This window comes from Oceanotoga teriensis, from assembly GCF_003148465.1.
In the GTDB taxonomy this organism is placed as follows: domain Bacteria; phylum Thermotogota; class Thermotogae; order Petrotogales; family Petrotogaceae; genus Oceanotoga; species Oceanotoga teriensis.
In genome coordinates this window covers 200,172-218,145 of the sequence record NZ_QGGI01000001.1, presented here as the reverse complement: position 1 = coordinate 218,145, position 17,974 = coordinate 200,172, and the positions used below count along the sequence as shown (strand labels likewise).

The 17,974-nt window shown below is 27.3% G+C and carries 15 protein-coding genes; 11 read left to right on the top strand and 4 right to left on the bottom strand.

Going from position 1 to position 17,974, the window contains the following annotated elements:
- Nucleotides 1-8 precede the first annotated feature (8 nt).
- Nucleotides 9-758 (bottom strand): class I SAM-dependent DNA methyltransferase, encoded by a 750-nt coding sequence (locus tag C7380_RS01100; protein WP_109603633.1) that lies wholly within the window; start codon nucleotides 756-758, stop codon nucleotides 9-11.
- A gap of 364 nt (nucleotides 759-1,122) precedes the next feature.
- On the opposite strand from C7380_RS01100, the gene C7380_RS01095 reads away from it, so the two are divergent.
- The 11 genes from C7380_RS01095 to C7380_RS01045 are packed head-to-tail and all read left to right on the top strand — an operon-like array spanning nucleotide 1,123 to nucleotide 12,809.
- Nucleotides 1,123-2,136: a 3-oxoacyl-ACP synthase gene (locus C7380_RS01095; protein WP_109603632.1), complete on the top strand. Its 1,014-nt coding sequence runs from the start codon at nucleotides 1,123-1,125 to the stop codon at nucleotides 2,134-2,136.
- 26 nt (nucleotides 2,137-2,162) lie between these two features.
- A complete protein-coding gene (locus C7380_RS01090) occupies nucleotides 2,163-2,903 on the top strand; it encodes a beta-ketoacyl-ACP reductase (protein ID WP_109603631.1) in 741 nt (246 codons plus the stop codon).
- Between the two features lie 25 nt (nucleotides 2,904-2,928).
- Nucleotides 2,929-4,242 (top strand): acetyl-CoA hydrolase/transferase family protein, encoded by a 1,314-nt coding sequence (locus C7380_RS01085; RefSeq protein ID WP_109603630.1) that lies wholly within the window; start codon nucleotides 2,929-2,931, stop codon nucleotides 4,240-4,242.
- 32 nt (nucleotides 4,243-4,274) lie between these two features.
- Nucleotides 4,275-5,480, top strand: a complete 1,206-nt coding sequence (locus C7380_RS01080; protein ID WP_109603629.1) for an acetyl-CoA C-acetyltransferase — start codon at nucleotides 4,275-4,277, stop codon at nucleotides 5,478-5,480.
- A gap of 11 nt (nucleotides 5,481-5,491) precedes the next feature.
- A complete protein-coding gene (locus tag C7380_RS01075) occupies nucleotides 5,492-6,655 on the top strand; it encodes an ABC transporter substrate-binding protein (RefSeq protein ID WP_109603628.1) in 1,164 nt (387 codons plus the stop codon).
- 56 nt (nucleotides 6,656-6,711) lie between these two features.
- A complete protein-coding gene (locus C7380_RS01070; protein WP_109603627.1) occupies nucleotides 6,712-7,467 on the top strand; it encodes an ABC transporter ATP-binding protein in 756 nt (251 codons plus the stop codon).
- Entirely contained in the window at nucleotides 7,460-8,152 is a 693-nt protein-coding gene (locus C7380_RS01065; protein ID WP_109603626.1) for an ABC transporter ATP-binding protein, read from the top strand. The genes C7380_RS01070 and C7380_RS01065 overlap by 8 nt, the downstream gene beginning before the upstream one ends.
- A 10-nt stretch (nucleotides 8,153-8,162) precedes the next feature.
- Nucleotides 8,163-9,044, top strand: a complete 882-nt coding sequence (locus C7380_RS01060) for a branched-chain amino acid ABC transporter permease (protein WP_109603625.1) — start codon at nucleotides 8,163-8,165, stop codon at nucleotides 9,042-9,044.
- A gap of 2 nt (nucleotides 9,045-9,046) precedes the next feature.
- Nucleotides 9,047-10,759 carry an alpha/beta fold hydrolase gene (locus C7380_RS01055; protein ID WP_109603624.1) on the top strand — a complete coding sequence of 571 codons (1,713 nt, stop codon included), beginning with the start codon at nucleotides 9,047-9,049 and terminating at the stop codon, nucleotides 10,757-10,759.
- Nucleotides 10,760-10,765: 6 nt separating this feature from the next.
- Nucleotides 10,766-11,887 (top strand): TetR/AcrR family transcriptional regulator, encoded by a 1,122-nt coding sequence (locus tag C7380_RS01050; RefSeq protein WP_109603623.1) that lies wholly within the window; start codon nucleotides 10,766-10,768, stop codon nucleotides 11,885-11,887.
- A 58-nt stretch (nucleotides 11,888-11,945) separates the two neighbouring features.
- On the top strand, nucleotides 11,946-12,809 hold the full coding sequence (locus C7380_RS01045) for a GNAT family N-acetyltransferase (protein WP_109603622.1): 864 nt from the start codon (nucleotides 11,946-11,948) through the stop codon (nucleotides 12,807-12,809).
- Nucleotides 12,810-12,852: 43 nt separating this feature from the next.
- Here the strand turns inward: C7380_RS01045 and C7380_RS01040 are convergent, their stop codons facing one another.
- Genes C7380_RS01040 through C7380_RS01030 form a run of 3 tightly spaced genes read right to left on the bottom strand, consistent with a single transcriptional unit; the run spans nucleotide 12,853 to nucleotide 17,743 of the window.
- Nucleotides 12,853-14,205, bottom strand: a complete 1,353-nt coding sequence (locus tag C7380_RS01040; protein ID WP_109603621.1) for an MATE family efflux transporter — start codon at nucleotides 14,203-14,205, stop codon at nucleotides 12,853-12,855.
- A 12-nt stretch (nucleotides 14,206-14,217) separates the two neighbouring features.
- Nucleotides 14,218-15,960, bottom strand: a complete 1,743-nt coding sequence (locus C7380_RS01035) for an ABC transporter ATP-binding protein (protein ID WP_109603620.1) — start codon at nucleotides 15,958-15,960, stop codon at nucleotides 14,218-14,220.
- Nucleotides 15,953-17,743, bottom strand: coding sequence for an ABC transporter ATP-binding protein (locus tag C7380_RS01030; RefSeq protein WP_109603619.1), 1,791 nt, complete (start codon nucleotides 17,741-17,743; stop codon nucleotides 15,953-15,955). The genes C7380_RS01035 and C7380_RS01030 overlap by 8 nt, the downstream gene beginning before the upstream one ends.
- Nucleotides 17,744-17,974 lie beyond the last annotated feature (231 nt).

Sequence of the window (17,974 nt, the reverse complement as noted above, 5' to 3'; positions counted from 1 at the left end):
ACTTCTCCTTAATCTTTTTTAGCAAATATATAATATCTATTATCATTTTCTTGAGCTTTTATTAATGGATCTAAACAACTATAAATATTAATTATTTGAAAATTGTTTTTTCTTAAAATATTTTTTATAGTTTTTAAGGTATATCCTTTTTCTTTATGATATTCCTCTATTTTTTTATAAGTTCCATTTTTTAATTTTTTGAATATAATTATTTTTAATGTTGCAATATTATTTTCAAAATTAAAATCTCCAGAATGAATTTCTATAAAATCTTCGTTTTCATTTTGTATTCTTTCACCAGGCCATATATTTGATAATGCATATATACTATTTATATCAAATATGAAATAACCATTCTTTTTTAAATGATTATATACTGATTTGAACAATTTATTTAGTTCTTCTTCAGAATTTATATAGTTTATACTATCAAACCAAGAAGTTATTAAATCGTATTGTTTATTCGTTTTAAAATCGATCATATTTTGAACATAATATTTTATATTTAAATTTAAATCTTTTGTTTTGCCATTGGCGATTTCTATCATTTTATTTGATATATCTAATCCTTCTACTTCTATTAAAGGGTTTTGAATTTTAATATTTCTGCAAAATGTACCTTCTCCACATGCAATATCTAATATGTTATTCGATTTTATTTTTAAATAATTTAATAAAATAGGAAATACTTCAGATATACTTTGACTATAAGAAGTGTACTCTCCTTTTGAATAGATTTCTGCAAAATTTTCATACATATAAAGACCTCCATTTATTTTTTACTTATTTTTATTTTATCATAAAATTAAAGTTTGTATTTAATTTGTTTGAATATATCTTTTAAAATAGCTTTAAACCATTTTTATTGGTGTATATTTTGATTTCATAAATTTTGTAAAATTTGATATCATTTTATCAAAGAAATGTAAAACTTAGTAAAAATACCAAAATTAAATTTTTTAAGGTATATTTCTATTTATTTGTTGTAGAATATCTCTTATGCTAATAAAATAGCTTTTGATATTTTATTTTTTTATATTAAAATGAGAAGTGATTCATATAAAAATGAGAAGTGATTCAGAAGAGATTAAAAAAGCTATTTTATATCAAGAGGTGATATTAATGAATATCGGAATAATGGGATTAGGTACATATTGTCCTGAAAATTATATTAGTTCAGCTGAAATTGCAGAAAAAACAGGAATACCTGAATGGGTCATAAGCCAGAAATTTGGCGTTGATAAAAAAACTATTCCTGGTCCAAAAGATACTACAAGTTATATGGGAATACAGGCAGCAAAAGAAGCTATAAAAGAAGCTGGTATAGATCCAAAAGAAATAGACATTGTTATTTGGAATGGTGCACAACATAAAGATTATCCTTGTTGGTTAGCCAGTTTAAAAGTTGCTGAAGAAATAGGGGCTGTTAATGCATGGGGTTTTGATATGGAAGCTATGTGTGGTTCTATGATGGTTGGTATGGAAACAGCAAGTTCTTTATTGAAAGGAAATGAAAATTATAAAACAGCTTTACTTGTTTCTGGATATAGAAACTCTGATTTAATTGATTATTCAGTTGCGGAGACATCGTTTATGTTTGATATTGGTGTTGGTGGTGCAGCAATGGTTTTAAGAAAGGGATATAACAAAAATGTTATTTTAGGAACGGCATTTAAAGGCGATGGATCCTTTTCTGAAGATTGTGTAGTTGAGGTTGGTGGATCTAAAAATTGGCCTATGACTGAAGAAGATGTTAAAGATATGCATTTTGTTGTTAGAGATGCTGAATCTTTTAAGAAAAAACTTGGTGAAAGGACTATGCCGAATTTTTATCATGTAATAAGAGAATCACTTTCAAAAAGTGGTAGAACTGATAAAGATATAGATTATCTTGCGATATTACATTTTAAAAAATCTGCTCATGATGCGGTTTTAGATGAATTAGGTCTTGATTCTGAACAAACAACTTATTTAAATGAATATGGTCATATAGGTCAAAATGATCAAGTTTTATCTATTAAATTAGGTCTTGAATCAGAAAAGATAAAAGATGGAGATATCGTTGTTATGGTTGGAGCTGGAATAGGCTTTGTTTGGGCAGCTGCAACTGTTCAGTGGGGAGATTACGTAGGTTAAATCATTTTTTGATAGGAGGAATTAAGATGGATAGAATGAAAGGAAAAGTATGTGTTGTAACTGGTGGTGCAAGAGGTATAGGTAAAGCTATTGTAGAGAAAATGGCTAAAGAAGAAGCTACTGTTGTATATGCTCTTGATATGAATGAAGATGCATTAAATGAACTTGAAAATGCGTATTCAAATGTAAAAGGATATGTTCTTAATGTAACTAATAGAGAAAATATAAAAGAATTTGTAGAATTGGCAAAAAATGAATACGGTAGAATCGATGTTTTAGTTAATAATGCTGGTATTACAGCTGATGCTTTGATTCAAAAAATGGAAGAAGATGCATGGGATAGAGTAATAAATGTAAATTTAAAAGGCGTATTTAACATGACTCAAGCAGTTGTTCCGCTTATGCTTGAAAATGAAAAAGGTAGTATAGTAAGTATTTCTTCTATTGTTGGAGAAAAAGGTAATATAGGCCAAACAAATTATGCTGCAACAAAAGGTGGAGTTATTTCTATGACTTATTCATGGGCTAAAGAATTTGCAAGAAAAGGTGCAAATATAAGAGTTAATGCTGTTGCTCCTGGCTTTATTTTAACTCCAATGACTGAAAAAATGCCTGAAAAAGTTTTAAATTCAATAGTTGAAAAAGTAACTCTTAAAAGAATGGGAAAAGCGACTGAAGTTGCAGATGCTGTATTTTTCTTAGCATCAGAAGAAGCTTCTTATATAACAGGTCATGTTTTAAGTGTTAACGGAGGTACTATTCTTTAAATAATTGAAAAAGAGGGATGTCAATATGTGGAGAAAGCAATATAATAATAAATTAAAATCAATTGAAGATGCTATTCTTTCACTCCCTAAAAGAGCAACTGTAGTCGTAGGTCTTGCGGCTACAGAAGCTCAAGGGTTTTTGAGTAATCTTCATAAATATAAAGATAATTTTGAATATATAAAGGTATTAACTTGTCTTAATATGAAAGAGTATCCATTTTTTATGGAAAAAGAGTATGAGAATAAATTTGCAAATCATTCATGGTTTTATGCGCCACCTACAAGAAAAGCAAAATCTGAAGGTTTATGCACTGTTGATTATATTCCTAATAATCTTCATATGGCTGGTACAGATAAAATAATGAGTGAAAAAGAGGATGATTCAAAATTAGTGTTTTGGGGAACTGTTACTCCAATGCTTGAAAATTCAGGATATTTTAGTTTAGGTCTTTCAAATGTCTATGAAATGGAAGTAATTGAAAATGCTGATATGGTTGTTTTAGAAGTTAATAATAATATGCCTTGGATTCACGGAGAAACCCAAGTACATATAAATCAAGCTGATTATATAGTTGAATCTGATTGGGAAATTCCGGCTTTACCAATAGTTGAACCATCCGAACTTGAAGAAAAGATAGCTAAATATATAGCTGATTTAGTAGATGATGGATCTACTATTCAAATAGGAATAGGTGGAATTCCTAATGCTGTGGCAAAGTTATTAGTTGATAAGAGAGATCTCGGAGTTCATACGGAGATGTTTACAGAATCTATGATTGATTTGTTTGAAGCTGGTGTAATAACAAATAATAAAAAGAATTTATGGAAAGGCAGATCTATTTGTACTTTTGCACTTGGATCTAAAAGGATGTATGAATGGTTGAATAATAATCCAGGCGTATGGGTTATGAGAGGAAGTTATGTTAATGATCCTTTTGTAATAGCTCAAAATGATAATATGATTTCTATTAATACTGCTATTTCTGTTGATTTACAAGGTCAAGTTGTTTCAGAAGCAATTGGTACTAAACAATTTTCAGGAACTGGAGGACAACTTGATACACATAGAGGAGCTATTAAAAGTAAAAATGGTAAAGGTATTATAGCTTTGAGATCAACTGCAAAAAAAGGAGCAATTTCTACCATAGTTTCAGCACATCCACAAGGATCTACTATTTCTGTTCCAAGACATGATGTGGATTATGTAGTAACTGAATTTGGTGTAGCTCACTTAAGAGGTAAAAGTCTTTCACAGAGGGTAAAAGCATTAATAGAAATTTCACACCCTGATTTTAGAGAAAAACTTTTAACAGAAGCTAAAGAACTTGGATATATTTAATTTTATTATTTATTATTAAGGAGGAACAATATATGAGCAAAGTATTTATTATTGATGCAAAAAGAACAGCTTTAGGAACATTTGGCGGAACTCTTAAAAATGAACCTGCATCCAAGCTCGGAGCACATGTTTTAAAAGAAATGATAAGTATAAATAATTTGAGTCCTAATAATATAGATGAGACAATAATTGGTAATATTTTAGGTGCAGGCCAAGGAATGGGTCCAGGTAGGCAGGTTGCTATTTATGCTGGAATACCTGTTGAATCTCCTGCTTATACTATAAATATGATATGTGGTTCAGGAATGAAAGCAGTTATGATAGGTGCAACAGATATAATGTCTGAACAAGCAGATTTAGTTGTTGCTGGTGGTATTGAAAATATGTCTATGGCACCATATTTAATAAATTCAAATAATAGATTCGGAAGTAAAATGGGTAATCAAACAGTTATAGATCATATGATAAATGATTCTTTAACAGATGTTTTTAATCAATATCATATGGGTGTAACTGCTGAAAATATAGCACAAAAATATAATATAAGCAGAGAGGAACAAGATGAATTTGCATATACGTCTCAATTAAGGGCTAATCAAGCAATAGAGAATGGAAGATTTAAAGATGAAATAATTCCTTATAAAATAAAAACAAGAAAAGGTGAAGTTGTATTTGATACTGACGAACATCCTAGACTTACAAGTGTTGAAAAACTTGGAATGTTGAGGCCAGCTTTCAAAAAAGATGGAACTGTTACTGCTGGAAATTCTTCAGGAATTAATGATGGGGCGAGTATTATGATTCTTGCTTCAGAAGAAGCAGTTGAAAAATATAATTTAAAACCAATTGCTGAAATAATTGCATTTTCTCAAGCTGGAGTAGATCCTGCATTTATGGGATTGGGACCAGTTCCAGCAATAAAAAAAGTTATGGAGAAAACTGGTTTAAGTTTAGATGATATATCATTGTTTGAACTAAATGAAGCATTTGCATCTCAATCTCTTGGTGTAATTAAAGAACTAAGTGATTATTATAAGAAAGATAAAAATTGGTTTATGGAAAGAACTAATTTGAATGGTGGAGCTATAGCTTTGGGACATCCTGTAGGTGCATCAGGTAATAGAATTATAGTAACTTTGATTCATGAAATGTTGAAACAAAAAAAAGAGTATGGACTTGCTTCACTTTGTATAGGTGGAGGAATGGGGACTGCAATAGTTATTCGTAATTTAATATAAGGGGTGATTTTATGAAGAAAATCCTCGGAACTTTAATGGCAGTTTTATTGATCGTTTTTGCTTTTGCTGAAGTTGGCGTGACTGATACAGAAATTAAAATAGGTTCTTTTCAAGCATTATCAGGACCAATAGCTTCAATTGGACAACCTATGACTAAAGGAATGCAGGCATATTTTAATTGGGTTAATGATAATGGCGGTATTAATGGTAGAAAGATAAACTTAATAGTTGCTGATGATCAATTTAATCCTGCAAAAACTACCGTAGAAGTTAAAAGACTCGTTGAATCTGATAATGTTTTTTCAATAGTTGGAGGACTTGGTACACCAGGAGTATTAGCTGTTATGAATTATTTAAATGAAAGTGAAGTTCCATTTGTATATCAAGGTAGTGGTTCTTCATTATTAAGTTTCCCAGCTAAAGAATATGTTTTTCCTGTACAACCAAATTATAAAGTTGAAGGTAATATAATAGCTAATTATTTTGTTGATAAAGGTTATAAAAATATAGCTCTTGTTTATAGAAATGCAGAGGATGGTAAAGAATTTGCTGATTCTTTTGAAGAAGTTCTAAGTAAAAATGGTAAAAAAGCAGCTATTTCTTTGGCTATAAATCCTGCAGCAGATAATTTTGCAACTGAAATAACTAAATTGATAGGTAAAAGACCAGATGCTGTTGCAGTAATGCTTTATGGAGCACAAGCACCTAATTTTATTAAACAAGCTAAACAGTATGGATTAAGAAATCAAGAATATGTTTTATCTTATGCAAATGCTTCTGTTACATTTATTCAATTAGCTGGTAATGCTGCAGAAGGTGTAAAAACAGCTGCTTGGGTTGATGTAGACTTTGAAAATCCAGAAACTCCTGCATTAAAAATATATGGAAAATATAATAATGGAGAAATACCAAATGCATATGCAGTTGCAGGTTTAATAGCTGCAGAAACATTTACAGAAGCAGTTAAAAGAGCTGGAAAAGATCTTACAAGAGAAAGTTTGGTTGAAGCTTTAGAAACTTTCAATAATTGGTCTGGTGAAATAACAAATGGAGTTACTTATGCTGATTTTAATACAGAAAGAGAAAATTCAAGATTGGGTAAAAACTCTATGTATTTATTAGAAGTTAAAGATAATATATTTGTAAATTCTACAGATTGGTTATATTTTAAATAAAAAAGTTTTTAATACAGCGGGGTTTTAATTCCCCGCTTTTTTAAAGGGGTGAAATAATGCTTCAGATAAAAGATGTAAGAGTTTCTTTTGGTGGATTAATAGCAGTTAAAGATATGAATATGAATGTTAAAAAAGGAACAATACATTCTTTGATAGGTCCTAACGGAGCTGGAAAAACTACTTTATTTAACGCAATAACAAGAGTTATACAGCCAGACAAAGGTGATGTTATTTTTAAGAGTGAATCTTTAATAAATCTTACGCCAGAAAAAATAATATATAAAGGTATCTCAAGAACTTTTCAAAATTTACAACTTTTTCAAGGTATGAATGTATATGATAATATTTATTCTGGATTTGTTCATAATTATAAAGGAAATTTATTTGAAATATTTTCTAAGAAAAAAAGAGATTTTGATATACAAACAAAAAATAAGATATTGGAAGTTACAGAGCTTCTTCAAATAAAAAATAGACTTAATTCTTATCCGTCTCAATTACCTTATGGTGTTTTGAAAAGGGTAGAGATTGCAAGAGCTATGGTTTCTGATCCTGAACTTTTGTTATTTGATGAACCTGCTGCTGGTTTGAATCATAATGAAACATCTGAGATAAGAGATATAATAAAAATGCTTAAATCTAATGGTAAAACTATTTTACTTGTTGAACATGATATGAACCTTGTTATGAAGGTTTCAGACGAGATAACTGTTATGAGTTTTGGAGAAAAAATTGCTGAAGGAGTTCCAGAAGAGATAGCAAATAATGAAGAAGTAATAAAAGTATATCTGGGGGAGAGTGAAAATGCTTAAAGTCAATAATTTAATAGTTAATTATGGTCATGTAAAGGCCGTAAAAAATATAAGCTTTGAATTGAATAAAGGTGAAATAGTTTCAATACTTGGTTCTAATGGAGCTGGAAAAACTTCAACTCTTTTTGGAATGATGAGTATTGTAAAATCATCTTCAAATATTGAATTTAAAGGAAAAGATATAAGCAAATATTCCTCTGTTCAAAAAGTAAAAGAAGGTTTGGTTTTATGTCCAGAAAATAGAAGAGTTTTTCCAGAATTATCTGTAGAAGAAAATTTGAAAATGGGGAGTTTTATTAGAGGTAATTATTCTAAAGTTATAAAAGATGTTTATGACTTATTTCCAATTTTAAAAGATAGAAAAAGACAGGCTGCAGGTTCATTATCTGGTGGAGAACAGCAAATGCTCGCTGTTGGTAGAGCTATGATGGGAGAGCCAGAAGTTCTCATGCTAGATGAACCATCTTTGGGATTGGCACCAGTTATTACTGATGATATATTTAATGTTTTAAAAGAACTAAAAAATTCTGGAGTTTCAATATTGCTTGTAGAACAAAATGCCTTGAAATCCTTGAGAATTTCTGATAGAGCATATATTCTTGAAACTGGAAATATAGTTGCACAAGGTATTGCTAAAGATCTTTTAAATGATGAAAAAGTTAAAAAAGCTTATTTAGGAATATAGGGGTGATTTTATGCTTATAATACAAAGTATTATATTGGGAATACCACAAGGGGCTCTTTATGGACTTATGGCCTTTGGTATAGCATTGATATTTAGAACTGTCAGTGTTATGAATTTTTCCCATGGAAATGCCGGAATGTTTGCAACTTTTATAGGTTTTAGCGTTTATACATTAACCAATAATATATTTATTGCTTTGATATCTGCAGTTGTTTTTGGATTTATTCTTGGAGTATTGATAGAAAAATTTTTAATGAGACCTGTAAAACATTTATCACATGGTGCTATGTTGATAATAACTTTAGGCCTTTTGATGGTTTTTGAAGGATTATCTATAGTTATTTGGGGAACTGAATATTTACAATTACCAGAACTCAATGATGGTATGCCTATTATAATGGAATTTGGAGAAAATATATTAGTTTTACCAATAAATGATTTAATTGTTACTGTTATAGCATTAAGTGTTTCTATTTTATTGGCTATATTTTTAAAATATACAAAAATAGGTACTGCAATAAGAGCAAGAGCTCAAGATGAAGTTGGTTCGAGTGTTGTAGGAATAGATATAAATAAAGTAGATTCTATAGTTTGGGGAATAGGAATTTCTCTTGCAGCATTAGTAGGTATACTTGCAGCACCTAAAACTTATGTACATCCTAATATGATGACAAATATGCAATTGTATGGATTTACTGCAGGAGTTTTGGGAGGATTTTCAAGTTTGTTTGGTGCTATAGTAGGAGGAATGATTCTTGGAATATTAGAGAAAGTAGTTGGTGTTTATATATCACCAGATTATCAGTTATCTATAATATTGATATTAATCATAGTAGTTTTAGTTGTAAAACCTTCAGGTATATTTGGTAAAAAGTTTGAAGGGAGAGTTTAATTATGAAAAAAATAATGATAACTTTTATAATAGGTTTGCTTTTGGGATTAATTTTTATGTCTCAATCTTTTTTATTAATGATATTTTCGACTATTTTAATATTTGCAATAGCTGCTTTAGGGTTAAATATATTATCTGGTTATACAGGACAAGTTTCAATCGGACATGGAGCTTTTATGGCTATAGGAGCTTATACCACAGCTACGATGTCATTAAATTTTAATACTCCATTTATTTTGAACTTGCTATTAGCAATTGTTTTTTCAGCTATACTTGGTGCTATAATAGCACTTCCTGCTTTAAGACTTAAAGGTTTTTATCTTGCAATAGCTACTATGGCTTTTGGAATTGCTGTTGAACAGATAATATCTTCTTTTGAATTATTTGGTGGGCATATAGGTTTGAGAGATATAAAGCCTCTTGTTGATTCTGATTTTTATATGTATTTAATAAATCTTGCATTTTATGCAATTTTAAGTTATATTGCTGGAAGAATAATAAATTCACCTAATGGGTTGAAATATAAAATGACAAGAGATAGTGAAATAGCAGCAAGATCTTATGGCGTTAATTTATCATTTGCTAAATTAGAATCATTTGTTTTGAGTGCTATATATGGTGGTATTGCTGGAAGTTTATATGCTCATACTATTGGTTATATTGCACCTACAGATTTTGCATTAGGGAACTCTTTAAATTTACTTGCAATGATTGTTATTGGAGGAATGGCCTCTATACATGGAGGATTAATTGGTTCTATTATAATTACGGGTTTACCTTTCCTATTTTCAAGAGGTAGTATACCTATGTCTATAATATTTGGAATATTATTAATAGTTTTTGTTCTTTTCTTCCCAAAAGGAATAATATATGGTCTTATGATGGGATATGTTAAATATTTGGAAAGGCCTTTTATATATTTTATAAAAAATAATTTGAGAAAAAATGATAAACCAAAACAAAAAATCAAAGTTAAAGGAAAAGATATATATTATGATGTAAATGGTGAAGGAAAATCTGTTATAATGATACATGGTAATTTTGGTTCTCATAAATGGTTTAATAAAGTTAATAATATATCAGGATATAAAATATATACTGTTGATATGCCAAATTTTGGACATTCAGATCATATTGAAAACGCTAATATTGATGAATATGCTGATTATATAAATGAATTTATGAATTCACTGAATATAGATAAAGCTGTTATTGTTGGACATTCTCTTGGTGGTGCAGTTGCTCAAAGCTTAGCCTTAAGGTATAATAATAAGGTGAATAAATTGATTTTGATTTCTTCAGCTCCTTATTATGGATTTAAAACACCTGAAGAAAATTATTCTTCATTGGCTTTGTTGAAAAATAATAGAAGTATTTTAAAAGAAAGTATTAAAGGTATAATGCCTCTTAATAAAGATAAAAAGTTTTTAAATGAACTTGTTAATGATTCATTGCTTATGAATCCAAAATGTTTTGTAGAGAATGCAAGAGCTTTAGAAAAATATGATTTTACTGATTTAAAAGATAAAATAAATTTTTCTACAATGGTTTTATTTGGTAAAAAAGATATTTTAATTACTAAAGAAATGGCTGTTAGAACAGCAGAATTTTATAATGCTGAATTAAAAGAATATGATAATGTAGGACATTCATTGATGGTTGAAGAACCTGAATTATTCAAAAAAATGTTTATAAATTTTATGAATAGGGGTTAGTATGTTATGAAGAAAAAAACCGATACATTAGATAAACTATTGGAAGCATCAAGAGATCTATTTTCAAAAAAATGGTATGAAACTGTTTCTGTCGCTGAAATTTGTAGAGAGGCAGGAGTTTCTAATGGTGTCTTTTATAGATATTTTAAAAATAAAAAGTCTATATTTGAATATCAGGTTGATGAACTTTTGACTTATTTTGAAAGAGAATTTAATAATATAAGAGGTATAACAGCTGAAGATAGACTTGAAAAATTTTTGGATATAGTTATTCAATCAGGAGATAGGCATAGACAACATATTACCATTTTTAGAGAAGCCCAATATAGATTTCCAGAATTTGAAAAAAGATTAAGAAAAATGTATATTATCGGTTTGTCAAGAGTTTTTAACAGAGAAATAAGTGAAACAGAGTATCTCTTTGTAGCTGGAGCTGTTAGGTTTATAAATATAAGATATATATTTAATTCTAAAGAATATAAGAATGAAATTTTAAAAAATATAATTATTAATGGTATTTTTGAAGAACTCGAAGTAGATTTTTCTAAAGTTTTTTCTGAAAAACTTGAAGAACCCGATATGATAGAATGTAAAACTTCAAGATGTAAATTGATAAATGCAGGTATAAAATTATTCGGTGAAAAAGGTTATTATAATGTGAATATATATGATATAACTAAAGAAGCAGGATATGCTGTAGGTACTTTTTATATATACTTTAATTCAAAAGAAGAATTTCTTTCTTCTATAGTAGATATAATAAGTAAAAATACGAGAAGATTTTTATCTTTAAATTCTAAAGAAACTCTTAATAGACTTGAGAAAGAATTGAGAGGTATTTATTTATTTTTATTCTTTTTTTCACATAATAAAAGCTATTATGAGATTGTTAGAGAAGCAGAATTTGTTGTTAATGAATCTGCCAAAAGATATTATGATAATTTTGAAAGAGGATATCAAAATAATTTAGATAGTATAAAGATTGAAGATAAATCATTAATAGCAAATTTTTTAATGGGTTTTTCTCATTATCTTGGAATTGAAAAACTCTTTCTTGAAAACGTAACTGATGAGAAAGTAATAATAAAAGAAGTATCTGATTATTTTAAAAATGGTATAAAAGAATAATATGAAAGGATAATATACATCGTATATTATCCTTTTTCATAATATAAAGGGGGATATTATGATTATAAAAACTTTAAATGAAGTAGATTTAGAAGATTTACTTGAAGGATTTAAAGATGCTTTTTCAGATTATGTTGCTGATATTTCTATGACTAAAGAACTTTTTATGAGAACTTTGAAATGTAGAAGAGTTGATAAAGATTATTCTTTGATTGCATTAGAAAATGATAAAGTTGTAGGATTTATTATTAATGGCTCTGGTTTTTTTAAAGATGAGTATACTATTTATGATATTTTTACAGGAGTTTCAAAAAAGAACAGGGGAAGAGGAATAACAAAAACATTATTTGAAAAATTAGAATTATTATTGAAAGAATCTTTATTTAAACAATATTTACTGGAAGTAATAGATAATAATTTTAAAGCTATTAATTTGTATAGAAAAAAAGGATTTATTAAAAATAGAAATTTATCAATTTTTTCTTTTAAAGATTTTAATATAAGAGATTTTAAAGAAGATATAATAATAAAAGAATATGAATATTTTTATAAAGATGATTATAAGAAAATGACTTTTTATTTGCCTTCTTGGCAAAATTCCTTTGAAACTTTAGAAGAGATAAAAAATGAAGTAAAAGTTTTAGAGGCTTATTTTAAAGATGAATTAGTAGGTTATTTAACTTTTAGAGAAAATGAAATATATTCTTTTGGATCTATTAAAAATTATAAAGTTGATATTTTAAATCAATTGTTTAAAAATTTTCATGAAAAATGTAAATTAAAAAATATTGAGGGAAAATTATTGAATGTTGATTCTGAAAATGATATTATAGAATATTTGTTCGACATAGGATTTAGAAAGATAAAAGACAGAAATAGTATAGTTGAAATAGGGCAGTTAGAGATGATAAAAAAATTATAGATAAAAATAAAATCGCTAATAGTAATTACTATTAGCGATTTTATTATGCATTAACTAATGTTAATTTAGACATTTTTTTATATTCTTTTAATAATAATAAAGTTCCTAATAATATCACTATTCCATCAAATAATGGTTGAGTAAACCAAACAGCAGATATTCCAAATATCTTTGGCATAATTATTATTGCGGGTACAAAAAATATTAATTGTCTTGAAAATACTAAAATTCCAGCACTTTTTGCATTTCCAATTGATTGAAAAAAAGTTATCATCATTATCATTAAACCATACAGAATAAATATGCTATAAAAAATTCTGAAGTTTGATATTCCTGTGTTTACTATGCTTTCATTTGTTATGAATAGGGATAAAACTTGTTTTGAAAATAATTCTATAGGAAGCCAAAAAATCATTGCAAGAACAGTTGCACCTAAGACAAAAGTATTATTTATTTTTTTGACTCTATCATACATTTTTGCTCCATAATTAGTTCCAATTGCAGGTTGTAAACCTTGAGACATTCCCCATAACGGTATAAAAGAAAAAGCTTGAATTCTTAAAGAGGCAGCCATTAAAATACCTTGAGTTTGATCTCCATATTTAAATGCCATTCTATATAATAGCATTTGTTGAACCATACTTAATATTTGCATCATCATAGCTGAAATACCAACTGAAAAAATATCTTTTAGAAGAGATTTTTCTATTTTTATTTTTTTTATTTTTATAAATTTGCTTTTTGTTAGAAAATATTTTAAAGTTATAATTGCTTGTATTATTTGAGAAGTTAATGTTGCCATTGCAAGACCTTCTAATCCTTTTTCTTTAAATAATAAAATAAATATTGGATCAAGAATAATATTTAATATTGCACCAAAACCCATTATTAACATGGCTTTTTTCATTATTCCTTCGCCTCTCATAACCATATTAGCACTTTGAGCAAAATTGACAAATATTGAACCTAAAAAGATTATTCTTAAATATCTTATACCAAATTCTAATATATCACCTTCAGCACCACTTAATTGCAAAAGTTGTTTTGCGAATATTATACCAAAAACCATTACTATACTCGATAATAATAAAACAGTTGCTATTAAATTTCCCATTATTTTATCAATAGTTTTATAATCTTTTTTACCTATAGCCCTTGAAAGTAAAGAGGCTGATCCTATTCCTATTAATGTAGCTATTCCATTATTTATGAAAGTAATTGGATAAGCTATTGAAATTGCACCCATTTCTTTAGAACCAAGCATTTGACCTGCATATACTCCATCCATAAATGAATATAATCCTATGACAACCATTCCTATTATTGCTGGAGTACATAATTTAAACATCAACTTAATAGGTTTTTGAGTTAATAATTCTGATCTTTCATCCGTCATTTTATCCTCCTACTATAAAGACCATTCCATACTTTGATTTTGAAGTTCTAACATATGTTTGAATAGTCCATTTTTATTTAATAATTCTTTTGAATTACCTTCTTGAATTATATGACCATCATCCAATACTATTATTTTATCAGCATTTTCTATTGTTCTCATACGATGAGCTACTACTATAACAGTTTTATTTTGGATTAGTTTTGAAATTGCTTTTTGTATTTGGGTTTCATTTTCTACATCTAAAGAAGCAGTTGCTTCATCTAAAAGAACTATAGGAGAATTTTTTAAAAAAGCTCTTGCAATTGAGATTCTTTGCCTTTCACCACCAGAAAGAGAAGAACCATTCTCTCCAATTATGGTGTTATATTTATCAGGCAATTTATTTATAAAATCATCACACATAGCAAGTTTAGCCGCTTTTTTAACTTCTTGATCACTTGCATTTCTATTACCTATTCTTATGTTTTCTAATATAGAATCATTAAAAAGGGTGACGTCTTGAAATACTATGGTATAGTTTTTTAATAAAGATTCTGGATCTATTTTGTTTATATCATTTTCTCCTAAAAAGATTTTTCCATCATCAGGATCCCAAAATCTTGCAGCAAGTTTTGCAATTGTACTTTTTCCACAACCAGAAGGACCTATTAAAGCAGTTACTTCACCTTGCTTTGCTGTGAAATTTATATTTTTTAAAACGGGTTCATCTTTTTTATAAGAAAATGAAATGTTTTCAAACTTTATATCAAAATTTTTTAATTCATATTCTTTTTTACCATTTTGAATTTTATAATTTTCTATTTCTTTCATTCTATTTATTGGTAATTCTATACTGAATATTTCAGCTATATTTTCAAGATTTCCAGATAAAGGATCATATAATCTCGATGCTGTTATTAAGAAAATTAAATAAGTTATAAAATCTGTTTGTCCATTTATTAATAGATTACTTCCTATTAGAACAACTGTTACTAATCCCAATCTTAAAATAGCTTGTGAAGAGGTTACAAAGGTTGCCATTATGAATTCTGATTTTATTTGAGCTTTTTCAGAAATATCTAATTTTCTATCGAGATCATTCATATAATTTTTAGTTATATTATATGCTTTAATATCTTGTATATTTTCAAAACATTCTTGAATTTGTTCAGTAGCATCGAGTTTGGCTTTTTTGTGTAAAGCTTTTGTTCTTGTTTGTATTTTTTTTGAGATAATTATTATTCCAAATGATACAGGTAATACCCACAATACAGCTAATCCCATCTTCCAATTCATAGTTATTAATGCTATTATTATTATTATTGTTGATATTATAGAACCAAATAATTGAGGTATTGCATGTGAAAAAGCATGTTCTAAAGATGCACAATCAGCGAGTAATATACTTGTTAAATCTGATACATTTCTTTTCCCAAAAAAAGAAAGTGGAAGTTCTCTTAATTTTTCAGCGAGTTTTATACGTCTGTTTTCACTTTCATTATAAGTTGATATATATACTGATGAATATTGAAAATAATTAACTATAAACATTATTATTAATGTTATTATTATCAAAGTTAAATATTTTAATATACTTGGAAATTGAGAATTTGATTGAATTAATGGATTTAGTAATTCATTTATCATCATTATAAAAATTCCTACAGGTAGCATCATACAAAGATTTATTAAAGAACTTAAAAAGATGCCTTTTATGAGACTTTTAGTACCTATATTACTCAATGCAAATTTATTTTTAAGATAATTATACATTTATATTCTCCTTTCCAACTTTCCAGGATATAGAAGATTTATATTCATCCCACATTTTTGAATATAATTTGTCATTTAGTAATAATTCATTATGATTACCAGATTCTTCTATTCTTCCATTTTTTATAACAAATATTTTATCAACATTTTTTATTGAAGATAATCTATGGGCTATTATTAAAACAGTTTTATTTTCAATTAAAGATTCAAAAGCTTTTTGAATTTGATACTCATTTTCTGGATCGGCAAATGCAGTTGCTTCGTCTAAAATTATTATAGGAGAGTCTTTTAAAATAGCTCTTGCAAGAGCTATTCTTTGTTGTTCTCCTCCTGATAAATAAACACCTTTAGTTCCTATTACAGTTTCTAATCCATGAGGCATTTTCTGTAATATATCATCACATTGAGCTAAATTGGCAGCTTTTAATACATCTTTTTTCGTAGCTTTTGGATTTCCCATTTTTATATTTTCGAATAAACTTGTTTTAAATAATTTACTATTTTGAAAAACAAAAGCTATGTTATCCATTAATTGTTTTTCAGGTATATCTTTTATATTTATATTATCAATAGTTATACTTCCTTGATCTATATCCCAAAATCTTGGTATTAAATTTGCTAAAGTACTTTTTCCACCACCAGAGGGTCCTACTAATGCTATAACTTTTCCTTCTGGTATTTCTAAATTTATATTTTTTAATACAGGTTCTTTTGCATTTGGATATTTAAAAGTAATATTATTGAATTTTATAGAAAAATTTTCTATAGTAATATTTTTTTCTGAAAAATTTATGTTTTTTTCTTCTAAAATATTTTCTACTCTATTTAAAGCTTCCCTTGCGGACATTACACTTTCACTTAAATGCATTATTTTATTCATCATAACTGTACATACAGGTACAAATAACATATAAAATATGAGATCTAATAGGGCAGACTTATAATTATTTGTATTTAATAATATGATCAAACCAAATGGCATTAAAAGCATCGAAGGCAAATTTATTGATAATGTATATTTTATTAAAGGAATTCTACAACTTAATGCAAAATTTGAAGCATATTTTTTATAATTTTTAATAGAATTATAAAAATTTTTAAATGAAAAAACAGTTTGTTGAAAAACTTTTACAACTGGAATTCCTCTTATATATTCAACAGCAGAAGAGTTCATGGTTTCAAGCGAATTCATATAATTTTCCATAAACATTTGTCTGTTTCCGCCTATCATTTCTTTTAAAAATAAAAAACTTATCATTAATGGAAATAAACATACAATACCAAGTTTCCAATCAAATATAAATAATATTGTTATTATTGCAAAAGGCATTACAGCTAATCCAGATATATCAGGAAGTTGATGAGCCAAAAATGTATGGGTTAAACTTGCATTATCATCTATTATTTTTCTTAATTTTCCGCTTGGATTTTGTTTAAAATACCCTATAGGTAAAGTTATAATTTTATGCATTGAAAATTTTCTGATATTTTTTTCAACCCTAAATGCAGCGAGATGAGAAAGTATTAAACTTGTAAAATATAAAAGAACACTTATTACTGAACTTCCCATAGCTAACCATCCATATTTAATTGTTTCTGTTGCTTTAGTTATATCAGGAAAAACAGAAAGTATGTCTTTTATTATAAACCATATAAATATAAAAGGTAAAAAAGACAAGATAGAACTTAGTGCTGAAAAAAATATAGAAAATATAATAAAATATTTTCTATTATCTGCAAATTCTAATAACTTTTTTAATGTTGATTTGTTTTTTAATGACACTGTTTAATACACCTTCTTTATAAATTATTGTTTTATTTGACAAATTTTAATTGAATATATATAATTGAATAGAACATTTGTAGTTTCTCCTACATTATAATATATTAATATTAAAATTTTAATAGTTTTTTTTGTTATAAGTCTTTTTGGGATAAAGTAATGTCTAATCATGATAAGGAGGGGTAAAAATTCAAGCAAATATACATGAAAAAGAATTAAAACGTTTTGGAT

What these genes read in the sequence shown, in the direction of transcription:
- C7380_RS01100 (WP_109603633.1), bottom strand. Translation starts at nt 758, where the DNA reads ATGTATGAAAATTTTGCAGAAATCTATTCAAAAGGAGAGTACACTTCT.
- C7380_RS01095 (WP_109603632.1), top strand. Translation starts at nt 1,123, where the DNA reads ATGAATATCGGAATAATGGGATTAGGTACATATTGTCCTGAAAATTAT.
- C7380_RS01090 (WP_109603631.1), top strand. Translation starts at nt 2,163, where the DNA reads ATGGATAGAATGAAAGGAAAAGTATGTGTTGTAACTGGTGGTGCAAGA.
- C7380_RS01085 (WP_109603630.1), top strand. Translation starts at nt 2,929, where the DNA reads ATGTGGAGAAAGCAATATAATAATAAATTAAAATCAATTGAAGATGCT.
- C7380_RS01080 (WP_109603629.1), top strand. Translation starts at nt 4,275, where the DNA reads ATGAGCAAAGTATTTATTATTGATGCAAAAAGAACAGCTTTAGGAACA.
- C7380_RS01075 (WP_109603628.1), top strand. Translation starts at nt 5,492, where the DNA reads ATGAAGAAAATCCTCGGAACTTTAATGGCAGTTTTATTGATCGTTTTT.
- C7380_RS01070 (WP_109603627.1), top strand. Translation starts at nt 6,712, where the DNA reads ATGCTTCAGATAAAAGATGTAAGAGTTTCTTTTGGTGGATTAATAGCA.
- C7380_RS01065 (WP_109603626.1), top strand. Translation starts at nt 7,460, where the DNA reads ATGCTTAAAGTCAATAATTTAATAGTTAATTATGGTCATGTAAAGGCC.
- C7380_RS01060 (WP_109603625.1), top strand. Translation starts at nt 8,163, where the DNA reads ATGCTTATAATACAAAGTATTATATTGGGAATACCACAAGGGGCTCTT.
- C7380_RS01055 (WP_109603624.1), top strand. Translation starts at nt 9,047, where the DNA reads ATGAAAAAAATAATGATAACTTTTATAATAGGTTTGCTTTTGGGATTA.
- C7380_RS01050 (WP_109603623.1), top strand. Translation starts at nt 10,766, where the DNA reads ATGAAGAAAAAAACCGATACATTAGATAAACTATTGGAAGCATCAAGA.
- C7380_RS01045 (WP_109603622.1), top strand. Translation starts at nt 11,946, where the DNA reads ATGATTATAAAAACTTTAAATGAAGTAGATTTAGAAGATTTACTTGAA.
- C7380_RS01040 (WP_109603621.1), bottom strand. Translation starts at nt 14,205, where the DNA reads ATGACGGATGAAAGATCAGAATTATTAACTCAAAAACCTATTAAGTTG.
- C7380_RS01035 (WP_109603620.1), bottom strand. Translation starts at nt 15,960, where the DNA reads ATGTATAATTATCTTAAAAATAAATTTGCATTGAGTAATATAGGTACT.